Below are 20,600 nucleotides of genomic sequence, written 5' to 3'. Positions count from 1 at the left end.
CATCACCGCCAACCAACCGTTCAGCGCCTGGGACAGCATCTTCCCCGACAGCATGATGGCGGTGGCCGCCATCGACCGGTTGGTGCACCACGCCACGCTGATGGAGCTGAGCGGGGAAAGCTACCGTAAGCGTGCTTATCAACGTCAATTACAAGGAGGAAAAGCCGGGTCGTCAGACTGACGACAATTACCCCACCCAACCGGCCATTTTAATTGTCGCCAAGCGGCCAAAGTAGTTGACGTCGCATAGCTTGAACTTTTTTAGCGCGTAGATCTGCAAGTGAGCTTCGCCCAGTGCCTCCTTGGTTTCCCGCAGTTCGGACTCATACTGTTCGCGGATGTCCTTGGGGCGGGCCCGGAACCCGTTTTCCATATTACGCTGGGCCTCTTCAATCCAGCTTTCGACCTCAGAGACGGTGAGGTCATGCTGGCGAGCCACTTCAGCGACGGTGGTTTTGCCCTTGAAAATATCCATGACCACGGCGGCTTTGCGCTTGGCGGTCCAGCGTTTGACGGTGGGTTCGTTACTCATCTCGTCCTCCTGATTGCTGCACTATAACCTGTGCAGCTATGGAGGGGGTCACTTCAGAAGCTCCTTGTTTCCCGTATAGCTGGTGGGTATGCCTGGATGTGTGGTTTCTTCTCCCCTTTCTATTCGTTGGTATACTTCTTCGTTGAGCTCTAGAAGCTGCGATAGAATGTCTTTCTTTGTAGAAAATTCATAAGCTTTCTCGACTGCGCTATCAAGATTTTCATGTGCCTCTTTCAGAGGGTTAACGCCGGGAAGGTCGAGTGTTTTATATATTCCTCTAAGCCCGGAGTCGTTTTCGCTTAGATAACGATCTCTTATTGAGCAGAGATTCTTAGCAGCTTCAGCGACATCTCCGATTTGGCGTGTTGAAGCATCTTGTGGCCAAGGGAATGTCTCAAATATAGATTGAGACGTATATCTGGGGTCAGACTTCATGTTAGAGCACTTGGCATGGAACCAGCTGTAATGCACAGACGACTGCAAAATACCAAAGCTATAAAGATCAGAGAAAGAGAAAACTTGTAAAGCATCGCCAGGTTTTATCTTGGAGTTAACGAAGAAGAAGATTGGCCTCGTCGTGACCCGTGAACAGGCAATGTATCGTGGCAGTTTCTCAATAGAATTCTGCATTTCCTCTCGTCTCCAGGATAACTGCCACCACCTCTTAAGGAATGCTTTGTGATGAGGTCTAATATTGCCATTCCTGTCTTTGGCAGCCTCTTTCCGATCCGGAAGTATTGTATCTTGAATGTAGGAGAAAGCGTGTTTATATTTTTGTGCCTCTAAAATATTGCTTTGCCCAAGGTCAAGAATATACCGATCGGCACTTTTCCCACTCAAGAACTCATCACCCACTAAGTAAGGGAAAAATATTCCTCTTTCAGGTTTTGGAAACTTTTCCACTTCTGATTTTGGTAGCACGAAGCCTTCATGGCCTGGAGTTATACCCTGGAAAGATTGCTTTATTGAGTCTTTGTGCTTAAGCACATGAGCATTTCCGACATCAGTCTTATCAGACAGTGAAGCATTTATATGAGAAACTTCTTTGACAGCTAGCTCGTAGTATTTTTTTGCTGGTCCTTTTCCTTTCTTAGGTGTTTTCTTCCTTTCCTGCTTGATAATCGACCATAGCTTTTTCTTCTTTCCAATAATTGAGGTGTCTTTAGATTTCACCCAGTTCACAATTGATACATTTACATTTGCTTCTCCTGACCAAGGCTGATTGTCTACCGCATCAATAATTGTTCCAGTTTTGCATATGGCGTCAAGACCTCCCTTCCGGCTGGCATTGCTTCTGATGTTTTGAGTTCCTACCAAACCTGCTCGCCCAGACTTCCAGTCTTTTGAAGTACATTCGATGAGAAAGTCGTTAGCTTTTTTAAACCAGTAAACGCAGTAATCTGCCATGCCTGGAATCTCAGGGTATGCAGCCCTTAGAAGCTTGCTGTAGTGATCTCCGTTCTCAGGCTTTATTCGCTTTGCTCCAATAAAGGGAGGGTTGCCAATAATAACGTTTGCCTCTGGCCATTTTGTTCTTTCACCATCTTTGTTTATTAGTGCGTCACAGACTGTAAAGTTGTCGTTTAAGTTGTCCAGTGGTAAGGCTTGTTCGTTTATATGAAGCTCATCTATCGCGAGTTTGTGCGCAAGCATCATCGTGACTTTAGCAAGCTCTACGGCAAATTCGTTTCGGTCTATACCAAAGAAGCTACTTGTACTGACGAAACCCATTGGGCGCTGAGAGGGGTCGATGCTTCTATATTCTGCCATGCGTTCATAAATGCGCGCCTCTAAGCGTTTTATTTCCCTGTATGCAATGTACAAGAAGTTGCCAGAGCCACATGCAGGATCAAGTACTTTGAAACCCTCAATCTCCATAAGCAGGGTTTCTAACCCCTTTAGAGTCTTAGCGCTTTCAATTCTTTCTTGCCATGGCTCTACTATTGTTGGGCTTACGACTTTTATAATGTCCACGGGAGTAGTGTAATGTGACCCTGATGCCCTTCGTTCACTACTGTTCATGCTATGCTCAAATATTGAGCCGAATATTTCTGGCCTTACCTTTGACCAATCAAATCTTGCGGCTTCTTTTAGCAGCCCAACCTCATTGTCTTGTAACTCAATTCTGGCAGGCTTATTGAAAAGCCCGCCGTTGAAATAAGGAACTCCCTTGAATCTTCCACCTGAGGTTGTTCCAGGAGTGTCCATTTCAGTGAACAGTTGCCCGATTAAGTCGTATGATTTTTCAGATGAAGTGCAGTCTTCTAAAAGCCTAGAGAAAAAGTATTTTGTTAACAGCCCTATGTCTTCAGCAAACAGGGCAACGAGAGCCTGTAGTGAAAAGCGCTGAGCTAGTTCTCGATCTACGCCTCTTTCAACTAAAGAGCGAAAGATATCCACAAGCTTGTCTGCAGCATTTTGGGTGACTTTTTCTTGATGGTTACCGAATACAGGTAAATCTTCCTTAAAGAACATGAAGGCAAGCGGCCCATACCTGTCAGGAAGCTCGCGTAGAGATACTTTGTCTACCGGCGTATCCATCTGTGTGTTGAAATCATAGACCCAAAACTCGTCAAAGTTGCATAGTATTACCCAGTTTGGTCGGTCTGGTACAAGTCTCGTCCAGTAGTAAAAGGCTTGGCGATAATGTTTTGAGAGGTCTTCGCCTCTTTTTTTCATTTCAATAAGGGCTTTGGGTTTCCATACTAGGTCGGCAAAACTAGTCCCTTTTTTTTCTTTTTTAACTCGTACCTCACAAGTTGCTCCTGCCTCTCTAAGCCCCTCGTGTCCGAAAGCCTTAAAAAGGTGGTCAAGAAATATTTGAGCTTCTCCCTTTTCATCGCCTGTGATATGCCTTTTGCACCATGTGACGAACTCTTCAAGGCTTTGCTTTCTGTTTTCCATCACTTTCCTGCGTTAGTCGATTTTTCCAGATTATACAATGTTGTCTGTTGCTCTTTCTATGATATTATTGCCTTGGAGCATATTCTTCACCACTTAAGCCACACAGCCATATCATCATGACTGTACTGGTTTGGTTTCACGCTTCTTTGTCTGCTCATGCAAGGCATGGATCCTGTACCGTAGCCATCTTGCCATAGCCTGTTCAGAGGTACATTATAGTACACACATCAGCTACATGTACTATCCTCAGCCTTCGCTAAGCTACTGATTTAAAAGAACTGTACCTTTCGCTCGATTACTGTCGCTTTCCCTTGGGTATCAGTAACTTATTGATTTAAAAGCGAACTCATAATCCCTTGGCCGCCGGTTCGAGTCCAGCTGGGCCCACCAAAATCAATACCTTAGCGTATATTTCCCTCTTGCCGCTGTACCAAAATTCCTATTGTGTCAACAGGCATTTTCGGGCCGTATTTGACCGCTTCCACCAGGTGATCGGGTGCCAGGTGGGCATAGCGCATGGTCATTTGGATCGATTGATGCCCGAGTATCTTTTGCGGGGTCAGCAGGTTGCCACCGTTCATGACGAAGTGGCTGGCAAAGGTGTGCCTGAGTACGTGGCTGCGTTGGCCCTTGGGTAGCTGGATGCCGGTCTTGTTCAGGGCGTTGGTGAAGGCCTGATAGGCATCCTCCGATGTAGCCCAAGATCCCGTCCGCACCCCCCATCCCGGTGCGGTTCAGGCACCAATCTGACGGACTCTATTCAGTTCCTTGCGCCCAGCGCTAAGTCCAGCGAATTGCTTATGTGCTGGCTCAGCGCGGCCCGAGCGCTATCGATGTCTCTATTCGCCAGCGGGCGAAGAAAGGCCAGATGCTCCTCCAGCACCCGACGCGCGTTGTCGGATGTGATCTGCAGTCGCGATTGCACGACCATGCGCGTCTTGATCGAGGTCACGCGGTAGGTGTTGTCGATCAGCTTGTTGCCCATTGCCGCCACGATGCTCTCGTGCATCGACCAGTCCAGGGCTTGCAGCTCGGCGCTGATCTCCCGGTGGCGATCCTGCACGAGCAAGTCTAGCAGCGTCTCGTGGCGTTCGATCCAGGCGGCGATCTGGCCGGGCTGCAGCGATGTCGCAGCGTGTTCGATCGCGCCCACTTCGATCATTTGACGTAGCTGATAGGCGTCGCGCACGAAGGCGACATCGAGACTCGGCACCATCAACCCACGCTTGGGTAGCGTTTGCAGCAGCCCCTCCGCCTCCAGCCGCGGGATGGCGATGCGGATCGAGGCCAGCGTCGCGCCGGTCATGTCCACCAGCTCCCGCTGGGACACCACCTGCCCCGGGTGCAGTGCGCCGCAATTCAACAAGGTCTCTATGCGCTCGTACGCCGTGCGGCTCATCGAGTGAGAGGGCTTCTCCTGCGGTACATCGGTGGTTGTGCTTTCCTGGTCCGTCATGGTGCGGCGTCTTTCCGGTTGATGATAAGGCTTCCACCTTGGTCTAATTGGTTGACATCTGTCTAACATGTTACATCTTATCGCCATGGGATGGATACAGTCGATCGGTTACGTAAAGTGTAGGGGAAGTGCTCATGAAAAAGATGCTTGGTGGTTTCGTCCTCACGGCTATCAGCTTGGCTTTCGCCGGCATGGCCGGTGCGGAAACCTTACGCTTCGCGACCACACTTCCCGAATCGGATAATCCGGAAACCCATGCCATGCGGGCGTTCAAGCAGTACGTCGACTTTCACTCCAGCGGTGAAGTCGAGGTTCAGTTGTTGCACGGCGGCGTCGGCGGAGACCGCGAGATACTGGAAAATGTGCGCAATAATATCTTCCAGATGACGGCTACCACCGACGGCGCGCTCGCCTCCTTCTACCCCAAGGTACAGGCGTTCTCAATCCCCTATCTTTTTCCTTCGACCCGGGTGGCGGTCACCTTCATGAACGAGTCAGCGATCATGAAGGACTTCGTCAGTGATGTGGAGGATACGGCTGGGCTGCGCATCGTGGGGTTCGCCGCTGACGGATTCCGTAACTTCGTCAACAACGTTCGCCCGATCAAGACCCCCGCTGACGTGGGGGGACTCAAGCTGCGCTCGATGGAGAGCCCGGTGATGATCGCGCTGATGAAGAGCCTGGGTGCCGCGCCGACCCCGATTCCTTTCCCCGAGAGCGCCATGGCGATTCGTCAGGGGGTCGTGGATGGTGGGGAAAACCCGCCATCGACGATCATCAATGGTGGCTGGGCCGAGGTGGTCAAGTACATGTCGATGGACGAACATATCTTCTCGGCCGTATTCGTCTATGCAAACCCCGATTTCCTCGACGGCCTGAGCGATCAGGCCCGGGCGGCAGTGATCGATGGCGTACAGCTCTACGAGGCCATCATGCTGGCCGAGAAGGGTGTGGGTTACCTCGACGATACCCAGAGGATCCGTGACATGGGGGTCGATGTGCATGTCAGCTCCCCCGCAGAGAAGGCTCAGTTCCGCGATGTGACTCAGCAGCCGGTGCTGGACTTCCTGTCGGAAAATCTTGGTGCTGACTACGTCGAGTCGTTCGTGGCCAGCGTGCGCGACATCGAGAAGGAGATCTACGCCAAGGGCGAGAGTCGATAAGGCTCGCCGATGGCGTTCCACCCAACGTGCCGTATAGGGACATCATGAAGTCTATCGCCAACTGGCGTGGCTGCCGGGCCTTTACTCGTGCGAGCCGGCGGCTGTCGGCTGCCTGCGAGAACCTGGCCGCGCTGATGCTCGCGCTCATCATCGCGATCAACTTTCTGGCTGTGGCGGCTCGCTATCTGCTCGGGGAACCGTTTGGCTGGAGCGAGGAGGCCATGCGCTATGGCATCGTCTGGGCGGTCTACCTGGCCGCCGGCAGCATCTTCAGTCGCGGCGAGCAGATGGCGATCGACCTGATCGATCTGGTGCCCTGGCGGATACTGCGGGAAGCGGCGGCGCTGGTGTCACTGTTCGCCACGCTCACCCTGTCCGCCGTGGTAGTGGGCTTCGGGCTACCTTACCTGCTGGATACCGGTCAGGTGTCACCGTCGATGCGCCTTCCGATGTGGATTCCCTACGCCGCCGTGATCGTGGGCTATCTGCTGATCGCGATCCAGGTCGTCGCTGCCTGGATCGATCCGCCACAGCGTGCATCCTTGGAGGCCGACGCGTGAGTCCCGCAGCTGTATTCGCCAGCTTCTTCGCCCTGGTTCTCGTCGGGGCGCCGATCGCCATCGCGCTGGGGCTGACCGGCGCCGCCGCGGCGTGGCTCGCGGGCTTCCCGATGGTGCTCATCCCGACCCGTTTCTTCAGCTCCCTGGACAACTTCGCGCTGCTGGCGGCGCCGTTCTATATTTTCGCCGGTGAACTCATGAACCGCGGCGGGATCACCGAAACGCTGATCACCTTCGCTGCCAAGATGACACGCTGGGTAAAGGGCGGTGCGGCCTACGCCAACATCCTGGCATCGATGTTCTTCGCCGGGATCTCCGGCACGGCGATCGCCGATACCGCCGCGCTGGGCAAGATATTCATCACCGGTATGCCCAAGCAGGGTTACACCCGCGAGTTTTCCGCGGCGGTCACCGTGGCCAGCTCGATGATCGGCCCGATCATTCCGCCTTCCGTGATCATGATCGTCTACGCCTCGGTGGCGCAGGTCTCGATCATCAAGCTCTTCGTTGCCGGCATCGTGCCTGGCCTACTGCTGGGCCTTGCCTGCGCCGTGGTGGTGTTTCTCACCGGACTGCGCAAGGGCCTGCCGAAAGGAGAGATCGAGGCTGTGCGCAAGCCGGGCGGGCAGCTCGCGCTGGAGAGCCTGCTGGTGTTCTCGATCCCGCTGTTCATCGTCTGGGGGACGCTCTCGGGGGCTTTCACCGCCACTGAGGCCGGAGGTGTCGCCTGCGTCTACGCGCTGGTGCTGGGGCGTTTCGTGTTGCGCACGCTTTCTGGACCGAGCGTGATCGAGGCGCTGAAGAGTGCGATCCGTACCACCTCCAATCTCTATCTGATCATCGCGGGGGCCTCGGTGCTCTCCTACGTGCTGACGGTGACCGGAGCGATCAGTGGCGTGCGCGAGATGACGGTACTGTTCGCTGGCGACCCGACAATCTTTCTGTTCTTCGTGCTGGCGGTGTTGCTGATCGCCGGTTTTTTTCTGGAGCCGGGTGTGCAGGTGCTGCTGCTGGCGCCGATCCTGCTGCCCATCGCCCGTGCCCTGGGTATCGAGGAGATGCAGTTCGCCATGGTGTTCCTGCTCTCGGGGACGCTCAGCTTGATGACGCCACCGGTGGGCATCTGTCTGTTCGTGGCGGCGCAGATCGGCGAGATACGTATCGGCCGCATGTTCATCGCCATCCTGCCGTTTTTGGCCGCGCAGATCCTGGCGATCTCGCTGCTGATTCTGTGGCCTGACCTGGTCACCTTCCTTCCCAATCTGATCGAGTGAGTCATGACCGCAAACAAGGTACTTGTGCTGACTGAGCAATTCACGGATGCCAGTCCGCTGTTCGATCCGCTGCGCGAGGCGGGCTACCGGGTCGAGGTCAACGAGACTGGACGCCTGCCAGATGCGGCGACGCTGAGCCAGATGTTGGCGCAGGACGTGGTGGCGACGATCGCCGGTGGTGAGCCCTATACCGCCGAGGTGCTGGCCGCGGCTCGCGACCTGAAGATCATTGCCCGCTGGGGAGTGGGCTACGACAAGGTAGATGTGGCGGCAGCGACGCGAGCTGGCATACCCGTGGCCATGGCCTTCGGTGAAAATCACGAGAGCGTGGCCGAGTACGCGCACGCCATGGCCCTGGCGCTGGCCTGCGGCATCGCCCGTCGCGACACCCAGGTCAAGGCCGGGGAGTGGCGCTTCGACGGCTTCCACCCCGGCCTCTGGGGGCGTGTCGCCGGACTGGTTGGCCTGGGCCGGATCGGCGGCGCGATGGCGCGTCGGCTGCTCGGTCAGGGAATGCAGGTGCTGGTGCACGACCCGGCGCTGAGCGATGCCCAGGCCGAGGCCGCCGGGGTAACCAAGGTGTCACTCCAGGTATTGCTGTCGCGGGCCGATCTGGTGTCGGTGCATGCGCCATCGACGCCGGCGACCCGTCATCTTCTGGACCGCCAAGCGTTCGCCGGCATGAAGCGCGGAGCGATCGTGATCAACACCTCGCGCGGGCCGCTGATCGATGAAGCGGCGCTCGTCGAGGCGCTGGCGAGCGGCCATCTGGGGGGCGCCGGGCTCGATGTCTTCGAGGTCGAGCCACTCCCCGAGACCAGCCCACTCCGGCGCTTCGAGAACGTGATTCTCAGCCCTCACGTATCGGGCATGGACAGCATGGCTGAGGCACGCGTCACCCGGCGTTGCGTCGATAACGTCCTGGCCTGGCTGGGCGGCGACGTCAGCGCACTCACCCCCTATGTGATCAATCCCGAGACGCTGGAGGCGGCTGCCCGATGACGCATGCGATCAATGGCATCATCCCGGTCATGCTGACCCCCTTCAGCGAGCTCGGGGAGATCGACTGGAACGGCTACGAAGCGCTGATCGAGTGGTATCTGGCCAACGGCGCGCAGGCGCTGTTCGCGGTCTGTCAGTCCTCGGAGATGCAGTATCTGAGTTTAGAGGAGCGTGTCGCGCTGGCCACCTTCACCGCCGAGCGTGTAAAGGGGCGCGTGCCCGTGGTCGCCTCCGGCCATGTCTCCGACTCACCGGGCGAGCAGCGACGCGAGCTCGAGGCACTGGTAGACACCGGCATCGACGGCATCGTGCTGGTGACTAACCGTCTGGCCGCGCAGGACGACGCGGCCAAGGTCTTTCGCCACAACCTGGATGCGCTGCTCATGGCCCTGCCGGCCGAGATGCCGCTGGGCCTCTACGAATGCCCAGCACCGTTTCGTCGCCTTCTCAGCGATGACGAGCTGCGCTACTGCGCCGACACTGGTAGGTTCGCGCTGCTCAAGGACGTTTCCTGCGATCTGGAAACGGTCATCCGGCGCATCGCGCTGGTCAAGGACACCCCGTTGGGCATCAATAACGCCAACGCAGCGATTGCCTGGCCCGCCCTGCGCGCCGGCGCTTCCGGCTTCTGCGGGGTGTTCAACAACATCCACCCCGATCTCTATCGCTGGCTGGCCGACCACGGCGCTCGGTATCCGACGTTCGCCGAAGAGTTGGCCACCTTCCTGGTGCTGGCGGCGCAAACCGAGCCGATGGGCTATCCCAAGCTGGCCAAACGCTTTCATCAACGCCTGGGGACGCTGGATAGCGATCATTCGCGAGTCATCGATTTTGATATTCGCGAACGCTTCTGGGGCGTCGAGCCGGTCATCGACCGCCTGCTGGAGGGCACCGAGCACTACCGCGCCCGGATTCGCGAACTGATGGCGACAGCATGAACCGGTGGGCCCGTGGGCTTGCCAGCCATCGTCAGCTACACGACAGGCTTACGACCTTGCGGACCGACGGTGTATGCCCGGTAAACAGTACGTAGATGTCGCGCAGCAGGATCGAGATGCCGACGATTACGCTCGCTTCAACAGCCGCCTGCTGCCCCCTAATCTGGCTTAGTCGCACAGGCGTCGTGTTGCTTTATCGAATATCGATAAAAAATAACTCTTGCCGATAAAAATAACCTCGTCTAGTGTCTAGGTGTGCCTCAGGCACGACCTGTCGATAACAATCCAATATCTAGACAAGGTGTCCCATGACGTTTACCGACTCTCTGAATTGTACGAAGACCCGGCTCTGTCGCCCTGCCGAATGGGCCAAGCAATGCTTGATGCCAGGGATACTGGGCTTCGCTCTACTGACCAGTGGGCTCGGCACTGCTCAAGCCCAAGAAACGCTGCGTGCCGGCGGCACTCCCAGTGGTATCCCCTTTACTTTTCTGGATGTGCAGACCAATGAAATCACGGGTGCAATGGTCGAGGTGATCAATGCACTCGGTGAAGACATGGGCTATGACGTGACCGTGCAGGAGTCACAGTTCAACGCCCTGATCCCGTCTTTGACGTCCGGCAGGATCGATATCATTTCGGCCGCCATGCTCAAGACCCCGGAGCGTGCCGAGGTGGTAGCGTTCAGCGACGATGTCTATCCCTATGGCGAGGGCGTCATCATCCAGCGTGATTACTCGGGAGACATCGCTACGCTTGAGGATCTCGAAGGCCAGGTAATTGGAGCCCAAGTGGGCACGACGTATGTCCGTCAGCTCGAGGAGAGTGGGTTGTTTCCCGAGATTCGCAACTACGACACCCTCGCCGACATGATGCGTGATGTATCGGTGGGGAGGATCGTTGCCGGTGTGGGCGATGCGCCCATCATGAGCTATCAGCTGAATCAGGGGCGCTTTCCTGATCTGAAACTCGCCGAAGAGTATGAGCAGCAGATGGTCGGCTACATTGGCCTGGCTGTCGCCCAGGATAATATCGAGCTGCTGGAACAGGTCAATGTCTCGCTCGCCAAGCTGCAAGAAGACGGCACCCTAGAGGCCATCTTCGACGCATGGGGTCTGTAGCGGCGAGTGCCCAGCGCCGGACTTGACCGGCGCCTTCCCCCTTTTTCCTGATGAATCGCTCATGCCGCGGCGGCACGCTGTTGCCGCCTACGCGGGGCGCATGACACCAGAAGGCAGACTATGGAGTTCTCCGACGTCGCAGCGTTCTTCCCGATCCTGCTAAAAGGCGCAGTCGTCACTGTGCAAATCACGCTTGGGGCATTGATCCTCAGCACCGTGCTGGGGTTGATACTGGCCCTGATGAAGCTGTCACCCATCCGGGCGCTAGCGATGACGGCGAGCACCATCGTCAATGTGCTACGGGGCCTGCCCATCATCGTGCAGCTCTTCTATATCTATTTTGTGATCCCCGAGCTTGGCATACAGCTCAGCGCCTTCCAGGCGAGCATCATCGGGCTAGGCATTGCCTATAGTGCCTACCAGGCGGAGAACTTCCGCGCTGGTATCGAAGCCATCGATGCAGGCCAGATAGAGGCTGCCAAGTCGATTGGCATGAAGAGTCGACTGATCATGCGCCGGGTCATCCTGCCTCAGGCCATCCGCATCACCCTGCCACCCTATGGCAACACCTCGGTGATGATCCTCAAGGACTCGTCGCTGGCCTCCACCATTACGGTTGCCGAAATGACCCGTGCCGGCCAGTTGATAGCCGCCTCCACCTTCCAGAACACCACTGTCTATACCATGCTGGCGCTGATGTACCTGGCCCTCAGCCTGCCGCTGATCTTCGGCGTCAATCGCCTGGAACGTTATTTCGGCAAGTCCGCGAAGGGGGCAAGCAAGTGATCACCATTGATAATATCCACAAGGCCTTTGGCCAGACCCAGGTGCTCAAGGGGGTCAGTCTGCGAGTCGAAGCAGGCGAAGTGGTCTGTCTCATCGGCCCATCGGGCTCCGGCAAGTCCACCGTGCTGCGCTGCATCAATGGCTTGGAAAGCTACGATGAGGGGGAAATAGCCATCAACGATAACCGCGTCGATACGCAGCAGAAGGACATCAACCAGCTGCGTACGCGGGTCGGCATGGTCTTCCAGCGTTTCAACCTGTTTCCCCACCGTTCGGTCGTCGAGAACGTCATGGAGGGGCCTATCTACGTCAAGCACGAGCCTCGCCAGCAGGCACGCCAACACGCCATCGAGCTGCTCGAGAAGGTGGGGCTTGGCGACAAGGTGGATGCCTATCCGCAGTCACTCTCCGGTGGGCAGCAACAGCGCGTGGCCATTGCCCGCGCCTTGGCGATGCGACCCGATGCCATCCTCTTCGATGAACCCACCTCGGCCCTGGACCCTGAGCTGGTGGGGGATGTACTCAAGGTCATGCGCGACCTGGCGACGGAGGGCATGACCATGGTCGTGGTCACCCATGAGATGAGTTTCGCCCGCGAGGTCGCTGACCGGGTGTGCTTTCTGTACGGCGGCCAGATTGTCGAGGAGGGCAGTGCCGCGACGGTGCTCAGCAAGCCCCAGCATGAACGCACGCAGGACTTCCTGCGGCGTGTACTGAATCACTGATACAGCGAAAGAACGCAAGGATACGCCTCATGACCGATACCCCGATGTCGCCTTCGCTGTGGGCCGATACCGCGCCGCCGGCTGCACCTCGACCCGCCCTGGTAGGGCATCATCGAACCGATGTACTGGTAGTAGGCGGCGGCTTCACGGGGCTATCCGCGGCCTTGGCTCTTGCCGAGCGAGGGATCGACACGCTCCTCGTCGACGCTAGCTCGATAGGATGGGGGGCCTCGGGCCGCAATGGTGGCCAGGTGATACCGGGGCTGAAGTATGATCCAGACGAGTTGATCGCCCGTTATGGCCGAGAGCGCGGTGAGCGGATGATCGATGTCAGTGCGCGCAATGCCGACGTCGTCTTCGACTTGATCCGTCGTCACGACATACGCTGCGAGGCCATGCGTCATGGCTGGATCCAGCCTGCGGCCACCCATACCGCCTTGAACGTCATCCAGTCGCGAGCCCGGCAGTGGTCGGAGCGAGGCGTCGAGGTCGAGTGGCTCGATCGCGACGAGTGCGCCAGGCGCCTGGGCTCCGAGGCGTATCTCGGTGGCTGGTGCGATCCGCGGGCGGGTGGCCTGAATCCTTTGGCCTATGCCCGTGGCTTGGCTGGTGCGGCCGAAGCGGCAGACGCAAGGCTCTTCGAACGCTCGGCGGTTGAAGCCCTGCAGCGTGAAGCGGGCAAGTGGCAGGTGACGCTAACCAATGGCGGGAACGTCGAGGCCGACCAGGTGTTGCTTTGCACCAACGGCTATACCGGAGGGCTGTATAAGGGGCTGGAAAAGAGCCTGATTGCCGCTAACAGCTACCAGATAGCGACCCGACCGCTGTCCGAGGCGGAAGGCGCGACGATCTTGCCGGGAGGCGTGGTGGTCTCGGACGCGCGCAAGCTGCTGCTGTACTTCCGCCGTGACCGCTCGGGGCGTTTCCTGATGGGGGGGCGTGGCCCTTTTCACGAGCCGCAGGGCGCTCAGGATTTTCGCCACTTGGAGCGCGCCATTCATAAGCTCTACCCTGCCTTGCAAGACGTTGGGATCGAGTATCGCTGGGCAGGTCGCGTGGCGCTCACACGCGACGCCCTGCCTCATGTCCACCAACCTGCTCCCGGGCTCACGGTGGCACTCGGGTACAATGGTCGTGGCGTAGGCATGGGAACGCATCTGGGCAAGCTCATCGGTGAAACGCTGGGAAGTGACTCGCTGAAAGACAGCCTGCCTTTTCCGATCACGCCCATTCGGCCGATTCCGCTGCACGGGCTGCAGCGTTTCTATGTCGGCAGCATGGTGAATTACTATCGGCTCAAGGACTGGCTTGAACGATAGACAAAGGATGATCGCAGAATGACAAGAAAGGAACCGGATGCAGGGCGCTCGGCACTATTCAACCAATCCATCGAGAAGGCGTTCAGCCTGCTCGGCCTATTCGATGCACACCACGGCCAGTTGAGCCTGTCGCAACTGGTGGAGCTCAGCGGCATGAGCATGGGCTCGGTGCAGCGCATCACTCACACCCTGCAGCAATTGGGATATTTGGAGCGTGTGCCAGGTACCCGAAAGTACCGTATCGGCATCAAGATCATGACCGTGGCGGCGAAGTATCTCGAAACCGACCTGCTGGTGGATTGCGCCAACCCCTACCTGTCTGACCTCAGCAATCGCTGCCTGGAGACGGTTTCTCTCACCGAGCCCAGTGGCAACGACATGGTGTACGTGGCGCGGTTCACCAGCCGCCACTACATCCCCATCCATATGCCCATCGGCAGCAGCGTGCCGATGTACTGCACAGCGTCAGGGCGCGCTTTCTTATCGGTATTGCCCGAGACAGTCGTACGCGGCTATTTAGAAAGCACCGAGCTGCTCGAGCACACCCCCGATACGGTCACCGACATCGATGCGCTGGTGGCGATCATTCAGGAGTGTAGGACCCAGGGGGTGGCGTGGAACAATGCTGAATTCTTCATCGGCGATCTAAATGTCGCCGCACCGGTGTTGAATGCGGTGGGCGAGCCCGTGGCGGCAGTGCATATCACGGCGCCGACCAGCCGCTGGACGCTGCCGGAGGCGTTGAAGCAACTTGGCCCTCCCCTCGTAGAATGCGCGAGGGCGATTACCAAAGCGGCCAGGACCCGAGCGAGATAGCAGGATATCTCGATACCAACCCGATTTTGGCACGATGCTGCGTGCCCTATGGCTGGCAAGTTGTGCCAATGGAGACTCTTTTGGGCAAGGCCAGTGCGACTGGCATGGTCAGCCCAGAGGCCTTCGAGGCCCCGAATGAGCGCTTAAATTGATGCCCAACAGCACTCACCTTTTGTTGGGGTAGCGGTACGCACCGGGATCCAGCCCCAGTTTTTGGAGCCGGTAGGCCAGCTTGGCTCGAGTGATGCCAAGTTCGCGTGCGGCCTGGGAGACATTGCCTTCGGTAGCGCTGAGTACGCGTTCGAGCATCTCCACCTCCCGCTCGGCCTCAGGTTCGTCGACACTGCTGGATGGTCTGGCGTCAGCGGAATCGGCAGGGCCGGTCGTCTCGAGATCTCCCGCGTCGTTGATTCTTAGCTTGGGGCCAGGGTTTGAGGAGAACCCGGCGTCCTCGAACAGGTGGAAGACATCGATCGGCCCGCCATCCATGGCATTGATGACACCCCGTTCCACCAGGTTCTGAAGCTCGCGGATGTTGCCGGGGTAGTGGTATTCCAGCAAGGCGTCGGAGGCCTTCCGGGTAAGCCCGGTAATGGATTTTCGATAGCGCCCGGCGTAGTGGCGTGAAAAATGCTCGACCAACAGCGGGATATCATCGCGTCGCTCCCGGAGCGGCGGAAGTCGGATCGGGAAGACGTTCAGGCGGTAGTAGAGATCCTCTCTGAAGCGGCCGGCCTGCACCTCCTGGAAAAGATCCTTGTTCGAGGCGGCGACGATCCGCACATCGACTTGGATCGACTGCCCCCCGCCGACGCGCTCGATTTCGCCATTCTGCAGCGTGCGCAGCAGCTTGCCTTGGGCTTCCAGGCTCAGTGACGGGATTTCATCGAGAAAGAGGGTGCCGCCATTGGCGCGTTCGAAGCGCCCGGGCCGGGTGCGCTCCGCCCCTGTGAAGGCGCCTTTCTCCACGCCGAACAGCTCGGCCTCTATCAGCGTATCGGGGATTGCCGCGCAGTTGAGGGCGACGAAGGGGCCATCGGCCAACAGGCTGTTGCGATGTAGCGCGTTGGCGAAGAGGTCCTTGCCCACGCCCGACTCGCCATTGAGCAGCACAGTGGCAGGTGTAGGGGCGACACGTTCTATCTTCTGCAAGGCGACGCTGACAGCGGCAGAGATGCCCACGATTCTCTGGATGCCGTCACCGCTGGGATTGTCTACGCGGGGAGACGAAGCCTCGGTCTTTCTGCGAGCGGTGCGAGTCGGTGTCTCGGTGTTTGGCAATGTATGCCGATCGAGCTGCAGCCAACTGAGATCATCGATGTCGTCCATGCGCTCATTTGTCGTTTCACCCACGATACGGCAGTGCGACGCGCCGCAGCCGGCGCACTCCACTTCACGGTATATCACGCGCTTGCCATAGAAGGCGCTGGCATAGCCGCTGGCGTAGCCGAGCTGCATCCAGCAGATCGGTTCCTGGGATAGTCCGTATGCTTTGACGTGCTCAGCGGCTTCGATGGAGTCATGCCAGAGAAACTCGGCGTCGAAAGTGCCATTCGGAATATCGTGATCGCGCCGTATCGTCTCGACTTTGACCATCCCCATGACGGCGTGCAAGCGCTCACCTGCGCTTAGTACCCCGGCATCATCGCTATCCGGCCAGTGCTTGCGCACGAACGTAGCATCCGAAGCACCGGCCGAGAAACCGACGCGCATCAGCAAGTCGCGTGCACCGATGGGGCCTAGGGCCTCGATCAGCTCTCGACGCAAGGCGCCAAAAGAGTTGGCGCCAAACAGCAGCATGCGTCGTGTATCGAACCAGATTCGTCCGTCGTTGGGTGTGAAGCGAAGACTCTCCGTCAAGTCGTGTAGCGTCGGAGGATCTCCGGCATGCAGCGCATCTTCGACGGAATTGGCTCGCTTCGCTTGCGCTGCGATCTCCGAAAGGCGCAGTTCTCTGGGCATTTATTCACCCTACCAAAGTCGTAGAAACGAATTCGATCTTGTCTCGGTTTTCAAAAAAATTATGTAAAAATAATAAATTTTATAAATCTTAAAGGATCGCTCTCTTCTTTGCCGTTATCCATTGGTCTTCAAGGTGGGGGAGATTCTGCTGGCTCAATGGGGAGTTATGCCTGTTTATTATACAAAGGTCTATTCCTCTGTGTTGGTGGCACGACGCTTGCTCTTAGTTGATTGGCAAGACATACGTCTCAACATTTAGAGGAGAAAGACCGTGTTAAATGCACCTGCAAGCACTGCTTATAAGGTCGTCGAAGTACCCGAGCCGATGAAGGCGATGCAGGATCGTTTTGGACGAGAAGGGAGCTACGTCGGGACTTCAGAAACAGAGAGCCCATGGGTTCCTTTTGGCGAAAACGCGGCGATACGCCATCTCGCTTTCGATGTCAGGAACAATGTCTACTGCAATATCTTATGGATAAAAGGCCCGGGCGTCATTGGCACGCATAAGCACCGTGGCATGGTCTGGGCTGTCGGAATGGAGGGGACATTTCGCTATCTGGAGTATGACTGGACCTGCGGGCCCGGTGAATTTATCACCGAAATGCCCGGCCAGGCCCACACGCTGGTGACCGATGAGCCGAATGGCATGAAAGCGCTGTTCTGGATGCAGGGAGCCAACGAATTCTACGACGAAAACGGAGAGTGGGCAGAGACTCTCGATGTCTTCTGGTTCATTAACCACTACGTAACCTATTGCGAAGAAAACGGCATTCCCATTAACGATCAGCTGTTTCTGTGAGGGATGCCATGAGCATTTTTGAACAATTCAGTGTCGAGGGGCGCTCGGCATTGGTAACGGGTGGTGCCTCGGGCCTGGGGCTCGCGTATGTAGAAGTGTTGGCGGAAAACGGTGCCAGGGTCACGCTCACGGATATCGATACCGAGACCGCGGAGCATGAAGCAGTTCGGTTGCGAGAGCGAGGTTTCGAGGTATATGCCCAGGCACTCGATGTGACCGACAGAGTTCAAACGGATCTGGCATTCGAGGAACATGTTCGCCGCTTCGACGGCCTGGATATCGTCTTCGCCAATGCGGGGATCGATCCGGGCGCGGGCTTCTGGAATCCAGCCGGGTGGCGCAACGAAGAGGGGCAGGTCGATACCCTGGATCCCGCACGCTGGGACCGGACGATCGCCATCAATCTGACCGGTACTTTCAACACCGTGCGTATGGCGGCGAAATATATGAAACCTCGTCGTCGCGGATCCATCGTCGTCACCTCGTCGAATGCCGCCATCATCACTGAGCCCGTGGTGGGGCTCCCCTATATGCCGGCCAAGGCCGGTGTCTCGCATATGGTCCGCCAACTGGCCTTGGAGCTCGCGGAGTTTGGGATACGTGTCAATACCATTGCGCCGGGGGGCTTTATCACCAATATCGGCGGCGGTTGGCTCAAAGACGAAACCGTACGCCGCAGCTGGGATGCCAAGGTGCCCCTCGGGCAGTTGGCGGAACCGGAGCAGATCAAGGCGCTCGCCCTCTACCTGGCCTCGGATGCGTCCTCGTACATGACGGGAGCACAGCTGGTCATCGATGGGGGGACGTCTCTGGGGAGGGTAGGCTGATGCGTGCTGCCGTTTTTCATGAGTTACATAGGCCTTTGGAAATCCGTGAGCTTCCGGATCCCACGCCGGACGATGACGAGGTCGTCATCCAGGTGAAGCGGTGTGGGATCTGCGGGTCGGACTTGCACATGACCGAAGATGCCGTCTTCGGACTCTGCCCCGGCGATGTGATGGGTCACGAGTATGCCGGTGAGATCGTTGCCTGCGGCGCCGCGGTCGACAATCTGCGCACGGGGCAGCTGGTTTCCGTCATGCCATTCCGAAGTTGCGGGCACTGCCTCTCCTGCCGGTCGGGGGACCCGGCCTGGTGTCGGCAAATGGTGCTCGAGGGCGGGGGCTATGGCGAGTATGCGGCAACCGCGGCACGGCAGTGCATTGCGCTACCCGATGGCGTGAACACGGATGACGGCGCCATCGTCGAGCCGCTTGCCGTCGCGCTTCATGGGATTCGGCTTTCCGGCATGCAACCCGGCGATCGCGTCCTGGTTCTGGGGGCCGGTCCGATCGGTCTGGCGGTTGCTTTCTGGGCGCGTCGTTTCGGGGCAAGGCAGGTCGTCATCCAGGACATCGCCCGGTACCAGGAGCAGCGGGCCCATGACATGGGGGCGACCGGTTTCGTCTGCACGCCAGACGATCCCGTGAAGGGCGCGGAGCGTGAGCTCGGAGGAAAAGCGGACATCGTTTTCGAGTGTGCCGGTGTTCCAGGCCTCATTGCCCAAGCCATCGATCAGGTGCGCCCCCATGGCACCATTTTGCTCCTTGGTCTGTGTACCAAGCCTGACAGTTTCATTCCCTTTGCCGCCTTGTCGAAGGAGATACGCCTTCAGACGGCTGCTTTCTTTTCCCAACACGAGTACGAAAGTGCCTTGGATATGCTCAATGCCGGCGCTATCGAACCTCGCCACTTGATTACCGAGACGGTGCCGCTGCAGAACGTGCCATCGGTATTCGAGGCTCTGAAAAACCGCACTCGACAATGCAAGGTGCTAATTAGCCATGAACAACAACAATGCTAACGTCATGCCCAACGCCCGCGCCAGCTCACGCTATCAGATTATTCTGGTGGCACTGCTGAGTTTGAACTTCGGTATCGTCTTTTTCGATAGGAATGCGCTGAGCTTCTTGATGCCATTCGTTCAGCCCGAACTCGGACTGACGAATACTCAAATAGGCCTGACAGCCTCTGCGCTATCGATTGCCTGGGCCATATCGGGAATCGTATTTGGTGCCATGTCCGATCGCAGTGGGCGAAGAAAGATCTTCCTCATTCTGGCCACCATCATTTTTTCCCTTTGCTCCTTTCTGACGGGGCTCGCCACCTCCTTCCTAATGCTGCTTGGCGCGCGACTACTCATGGGGGTCGCAGAGGGCCCCATCCTGCCGATATCGCAGACGGTGACGGCCATGGAAGTCACGCCGGAGCGCCGGGGCGTGGCCATGGGCGTGATGCAGAACTTCGGGTCGAATCTGCTGGGCTCTTTCGCGGCCCCGGTGGTGCTGGTCGCCGTCGCCTCGACCTTTGGCTGGCGAGAGGCTTTCTTCCTCGCGGGGATTCCCGGGCTGCTTGCCGCCGGACTTCTCTGGTGGCTGATGCGTGAGCCTGGAATCGCTCCGGTTCCGTCCGCCGTAGATGATCAACCCGCCTTCCAGCGTCCGAGCATCAAGGAGATGCTCGCGCATCGAAACATCGTCATCTGTTCACTCATGGCGATCCTGCTGATCGGCTATCTGGTGGTTTGCTGGTCCTTCATGCCGATCTACCTCACCAGTGTGCGGGGCTACTCCCCCCAAGCGATGGGCTGGCTGATGGGAACGCTGGGCATCTCGGCTGCCGTCGGAAGCTTCGTGGTCAGCGGTATCTCCGACAAGGTGGGTCGCAAGCCGGTCATGATCATCACGCCATTCATGGGGCTGATTCTGACCTTGAGCGCTATGTATTTCCAAGGACACGCGTTCATCCTGGCCATCCTGTTTTTCTTCGGCTGGTCCTTGAATGGGATATTTCCGCTGTTCATGGCCATCGTTCCCTCCGAAACAGTCGACCCACGTTACATCGCCACCACGCTCGGCTTCGTCTGTGGTATCGGCGAAATACTGGGTGGCGGTGTTATGCCTACCCTGGCCGGTGCTGCAGCCGACGTTGCCGGCCAGTCCGCGCCGCTATGGCTGATGAGTGGTATCTGTGTCCTTGCGGGCATTCTGGCGCTGGGTCTCAAGGAGACGGCACCAGCGATCTTGGCCAAGCGGTCGCAAGAGACGCTAGCCTCGACGCAACCCAATTGAGTCCTGTATGTAGTGTCAAATGCCCAAAGATGGTGGTCAGTTGAAAAGGAGGAGGGGCGAGATGAACTGGCGATATAGGTTAGAAAGGTGCGGAAGTCCGTCCATGACTTCCGTAGCGATGAACATCAGCTGA

General features: G+C 57.6%; 20 protein-coding genes. 15 read left to right on the top strand and 5 right to left on the bottom strand.

The window, feature by feature from the left end:
- Window positions 1–181 (top strand): ATP-binding protein (locus tag CK498_RS22500; RefSeq protein ID WP_176475834.1); only part of this gene is annotated, 181 nt, incomplete at its 5' end.
- A 6-nt stretch (window positions 182–187) separates the two neighbouring features.
- Here the strand turns inward: CK498_RS22500 and CK498_RS22495 are convergent.
- The 4 genes from CK498_RS22495 to CK498_RS22480 all read right to left on the bottom strand — a co-directional run bounded on the left by CK498_RS22495 (window position 188) and on the right by CK498_RS22480 (window position 4,892).
- Window positions 188–532 carry a DUF1153 domain-containing protein gene (locus CK498_RS22495; protein WP_229359191.1) on the bottom strand — a complete coding sequence of 115 codons (345 nt, stop codon included), beginning with the start codon at window positions 530–532 and terminating at the stop codon, window positions 188–190.
- Between the two features lie 48 nt (window positions 533–580).
- Window positions 581–3,436, bottom strand: a complete 2,856-nt coding sequence (locus tag CK498_RS22490) for a DNA methyltransferase (protein ID WP_095623094.1) — start codon at window positions 3,434–3,436, stop codon at window positions 581–583.
- A gap of 401 nt (window positions 3,437–3,837) precedes the next feature.
- Complete coding sequence (locus CK498_RS22485; protein WP_217987841.1) at window positions 3,838–4,152, bottom strand: tyrosine-type recombinase/integrase; 315 nt, start codon at window positions 4,150–4,152, stop codon at window positions 3,838–3,840.
- 44 nt (window positions 4,153–4,196) lie between these two features.
- Window positions 4,197–4,892, bottom strand: coding sequence for a GntR family transcriptional regulator (locus CK498_RS22480; RefSeq protein WP_217987840.1), 696 nt, complete (start codon window positions 4,890–4,892; stop codon window positions 4,197–4,199).
- A gap of 134 nt (window positions 4,893–5,026) precedes the next feature.
- Here CK498_RS22480 and CK498_RS22475 point away from each other — a divergent pair, with 134 nt between their 5' ends.
- From CK498_RS22475 to CK498_RS22430, 10 genes are all read left to right on the top strand, one after another.
- Window positions 5,027–6,055, top strand: coding sequence for a TRAP transporter substrate-binding protein (locus CK498_RS22475; RefSeq protein WP_095623092.1), 1,029 nt, complete (start codon window positions 5,027–5,029; stop codon window positions 6,053–6,055).
- 44 nt (window positions 6,056–6,099) lie between these two features.
- Entirely contained in the window at window positions 6,100–6,615 is a 516-nt protein-coding gene (locus CK498_RS22470) for a TRAP transporter small permease (protein ID WP_095623091.1), read from the top strand.
- Window positions 6,612–7,889: a TRAP transporter large permease gene (locus tag CK498_RS22465; RefSeq protein ID WP_176475882.1), complete on the top strand. Its 1,278-nt coding sequence runs from the start codon at window positions 6,612–6,614 to the stop codon at window positions 7,887–7,889. The genes CK498_RS22470 and CK498_RS22465 overlap by 4 nt, the downstream gene beginning before the upstream one ends.
- Window positions 7,890–7,892: 3 nt before the next feature.
- The gene (locus CK498_RS22460; protein ID WP_095623089.1) at window positions 7,893–8,891 is read left to right on the top strand and encodes a phosphoglycerate dehydrogenase; all 999 of its coding nucleotides are present in this window, start codon (window positions 7,893–7,895) and stop codon (window positions 8,889–8,891) included.
- Window positions 8,888–9,829, top strand: a complete 942-nt coding sequence (locus CK498_RS22455; protein WP_095623088.1) for a dihydrodipicolinate synthase family protein — start codon at window positions 8,888–8,890, stop codon at window positions 9,827–9,829. Before CK498_RS22460 ends, CK498_RS22455 begins: the two co-directional genes overlap by 4 nt.
- 308 nt (window positions 9,830–10,137) lie before the next feature.
- Window positions 10,138–10,950 carry an ABC transporter substrate-binding protein gene (locus CK498_RS22450; protein ID WP_217987839.1) on the top strand — a complete coding sequence of 271 codons (813 nt, stop codon included), beginning with the start codon at window positions 10,138–10,140 and terminating at the stop codon, window positions 10,948–10,950.
- 120 nt (window positions 10,951–11,070) lie between these two features.
- The gene (locus CK498_RS22445; protein WP_095623086.1) at window positions 11,071–11,736 is read left to right on the top strand and encodes an amino acid ABC transporter permease; all 666 of its coding nucleotides are present in this window, start codon (window positions 11,071–11,073) and stop codon (window positions 11,734–11,736) included.
- Complete coding sequence (locus CK498_RS22440) at window positions 11,733–12,461, top strand: amino acid ABC transporter ATP-binding protein (RefSeq protein WP_095623085.1); 729 nt, start codon at window positions 11,733–11,735, stop codon at window positions 12,459–12,461. Before CK498_RS22445 ends, CK498_RS22440 begins: the two co-directional genes overlap by 4 nt.
- Window positions 12,462–12,490: 29 nt before the next feature.
- Complete coding sequence (locus CK498_RS22435; RefSeq protein ID WP_095623084.1) at window positions 12,491–13,780, top strand: NAD(P)/FAD-dependent oxidoreductase; 1,290 nt, start codon at window positions 12,491–12,493, stop codon at window positions 13,778–13,780.
- An 18-nt stretch (window positions 13,781–13,798) separates the two neighbouring features.
- On the top strand, window positions 13,799–14,596 hold the full coding sequence (locus CK498_RS22430; RefSeq protein ID WP_095623083.1) for an IclR family transcriptional regulator: 798 nt from the start codon (window positions 13,799–13,801) through the stop codon (window positions 14,594–14,596).
- A gap of 165 nt (window positions 14,597–14,761) precedes the next feature.
- Here CK498_RS22430 and CK498_RS22425 read toward each other — a convergent pair whose 3' ends face one another.
- On the bottom strand, window positions 14,762–16,558 hold the full coding sequence (locus CK498_RS22425; RefSeq protein WP_095623082.1) for a sigma-54-dependent Fis family transcriptional regulator: 1,797 nt from the start codon (window positions 16,556–16,558) through the stop codon (window positions 14,762–14,764).
- Window positions 16,559–16,829: 271 nt separating this feature from the next.
- Between CK498_RS22425 and CK498_RS22420 the strand changes: the two genes are divergently transcribed.
- The 4 genes from CK498_RS22420 to CK498_RS22405 are packed head-to-tail and all read left to right on the top strand — an operon-like array spanning window position 16,830 to window position 20,467.
- A complete protein-coding gene (locus CK498_RS22420; protein WP_217987838.1) occupies window positions 16,830–17,357 on the top strand; it encodes a 2,4'-dihydroxyacetophenone dioxygenase family protein in 528 nt (175 codons plus the stop codon).
- Window positions 17,358–17,365: 8 nt separating this feature from the next.
- A complete protein-coding gene (locus CK498_RS22415; protein WP_095623105.1) occupies window positions 17,366–18,184 on the top strand; it encodes an SDR family NAD(P)-dependent oxidoreductase in 819 nt (272 codons plus the stop codon).
- On the top strand, window positions 18,184–19,200 hold the full coding sequence (locus tag CK498_RS22410) for an alcohol dehydrogenase catalytic domain-containing protein (RefSeq protein WP_095623081.1): 1,017 nt from the start codon (window positions 18,184–18,186) through the stop codon (window positions 19,198–19,200). Before CK498_RS22415 ends, CK498_RS22410 begins: the two co-directional genes overlap by 1 nt.
- A complete protein-coding gene (locus CK498_RS22405) occupies window positions 19,181–20,467 on the top strand; it encodes an MFS transporter (RefSeq protein ID WP_095623080.1) in 1,287 nt (428 codons plus the stop codon). Before CK498_RS22410 ends, CK498_RS22405 begins: the two co-directional genes overlap by 20 nt.
- The last annotated feature ends 133 nt before the right edge of the window (window positions 20,468–20,600 follow it).

This window comes from Halomonas salipaludis, assembly GCF_002286975.1.
Taxonomy (GTDB): Bacteria; Pseudomonadota; Gammaproteobacteria; order Pseudomonadales; family Halomonadaceae; genus Franzmannia; species Franzmannia salipaludis.
This window is presented reverse-complemented; position numbering and strand designations above follow the sequence as displayed.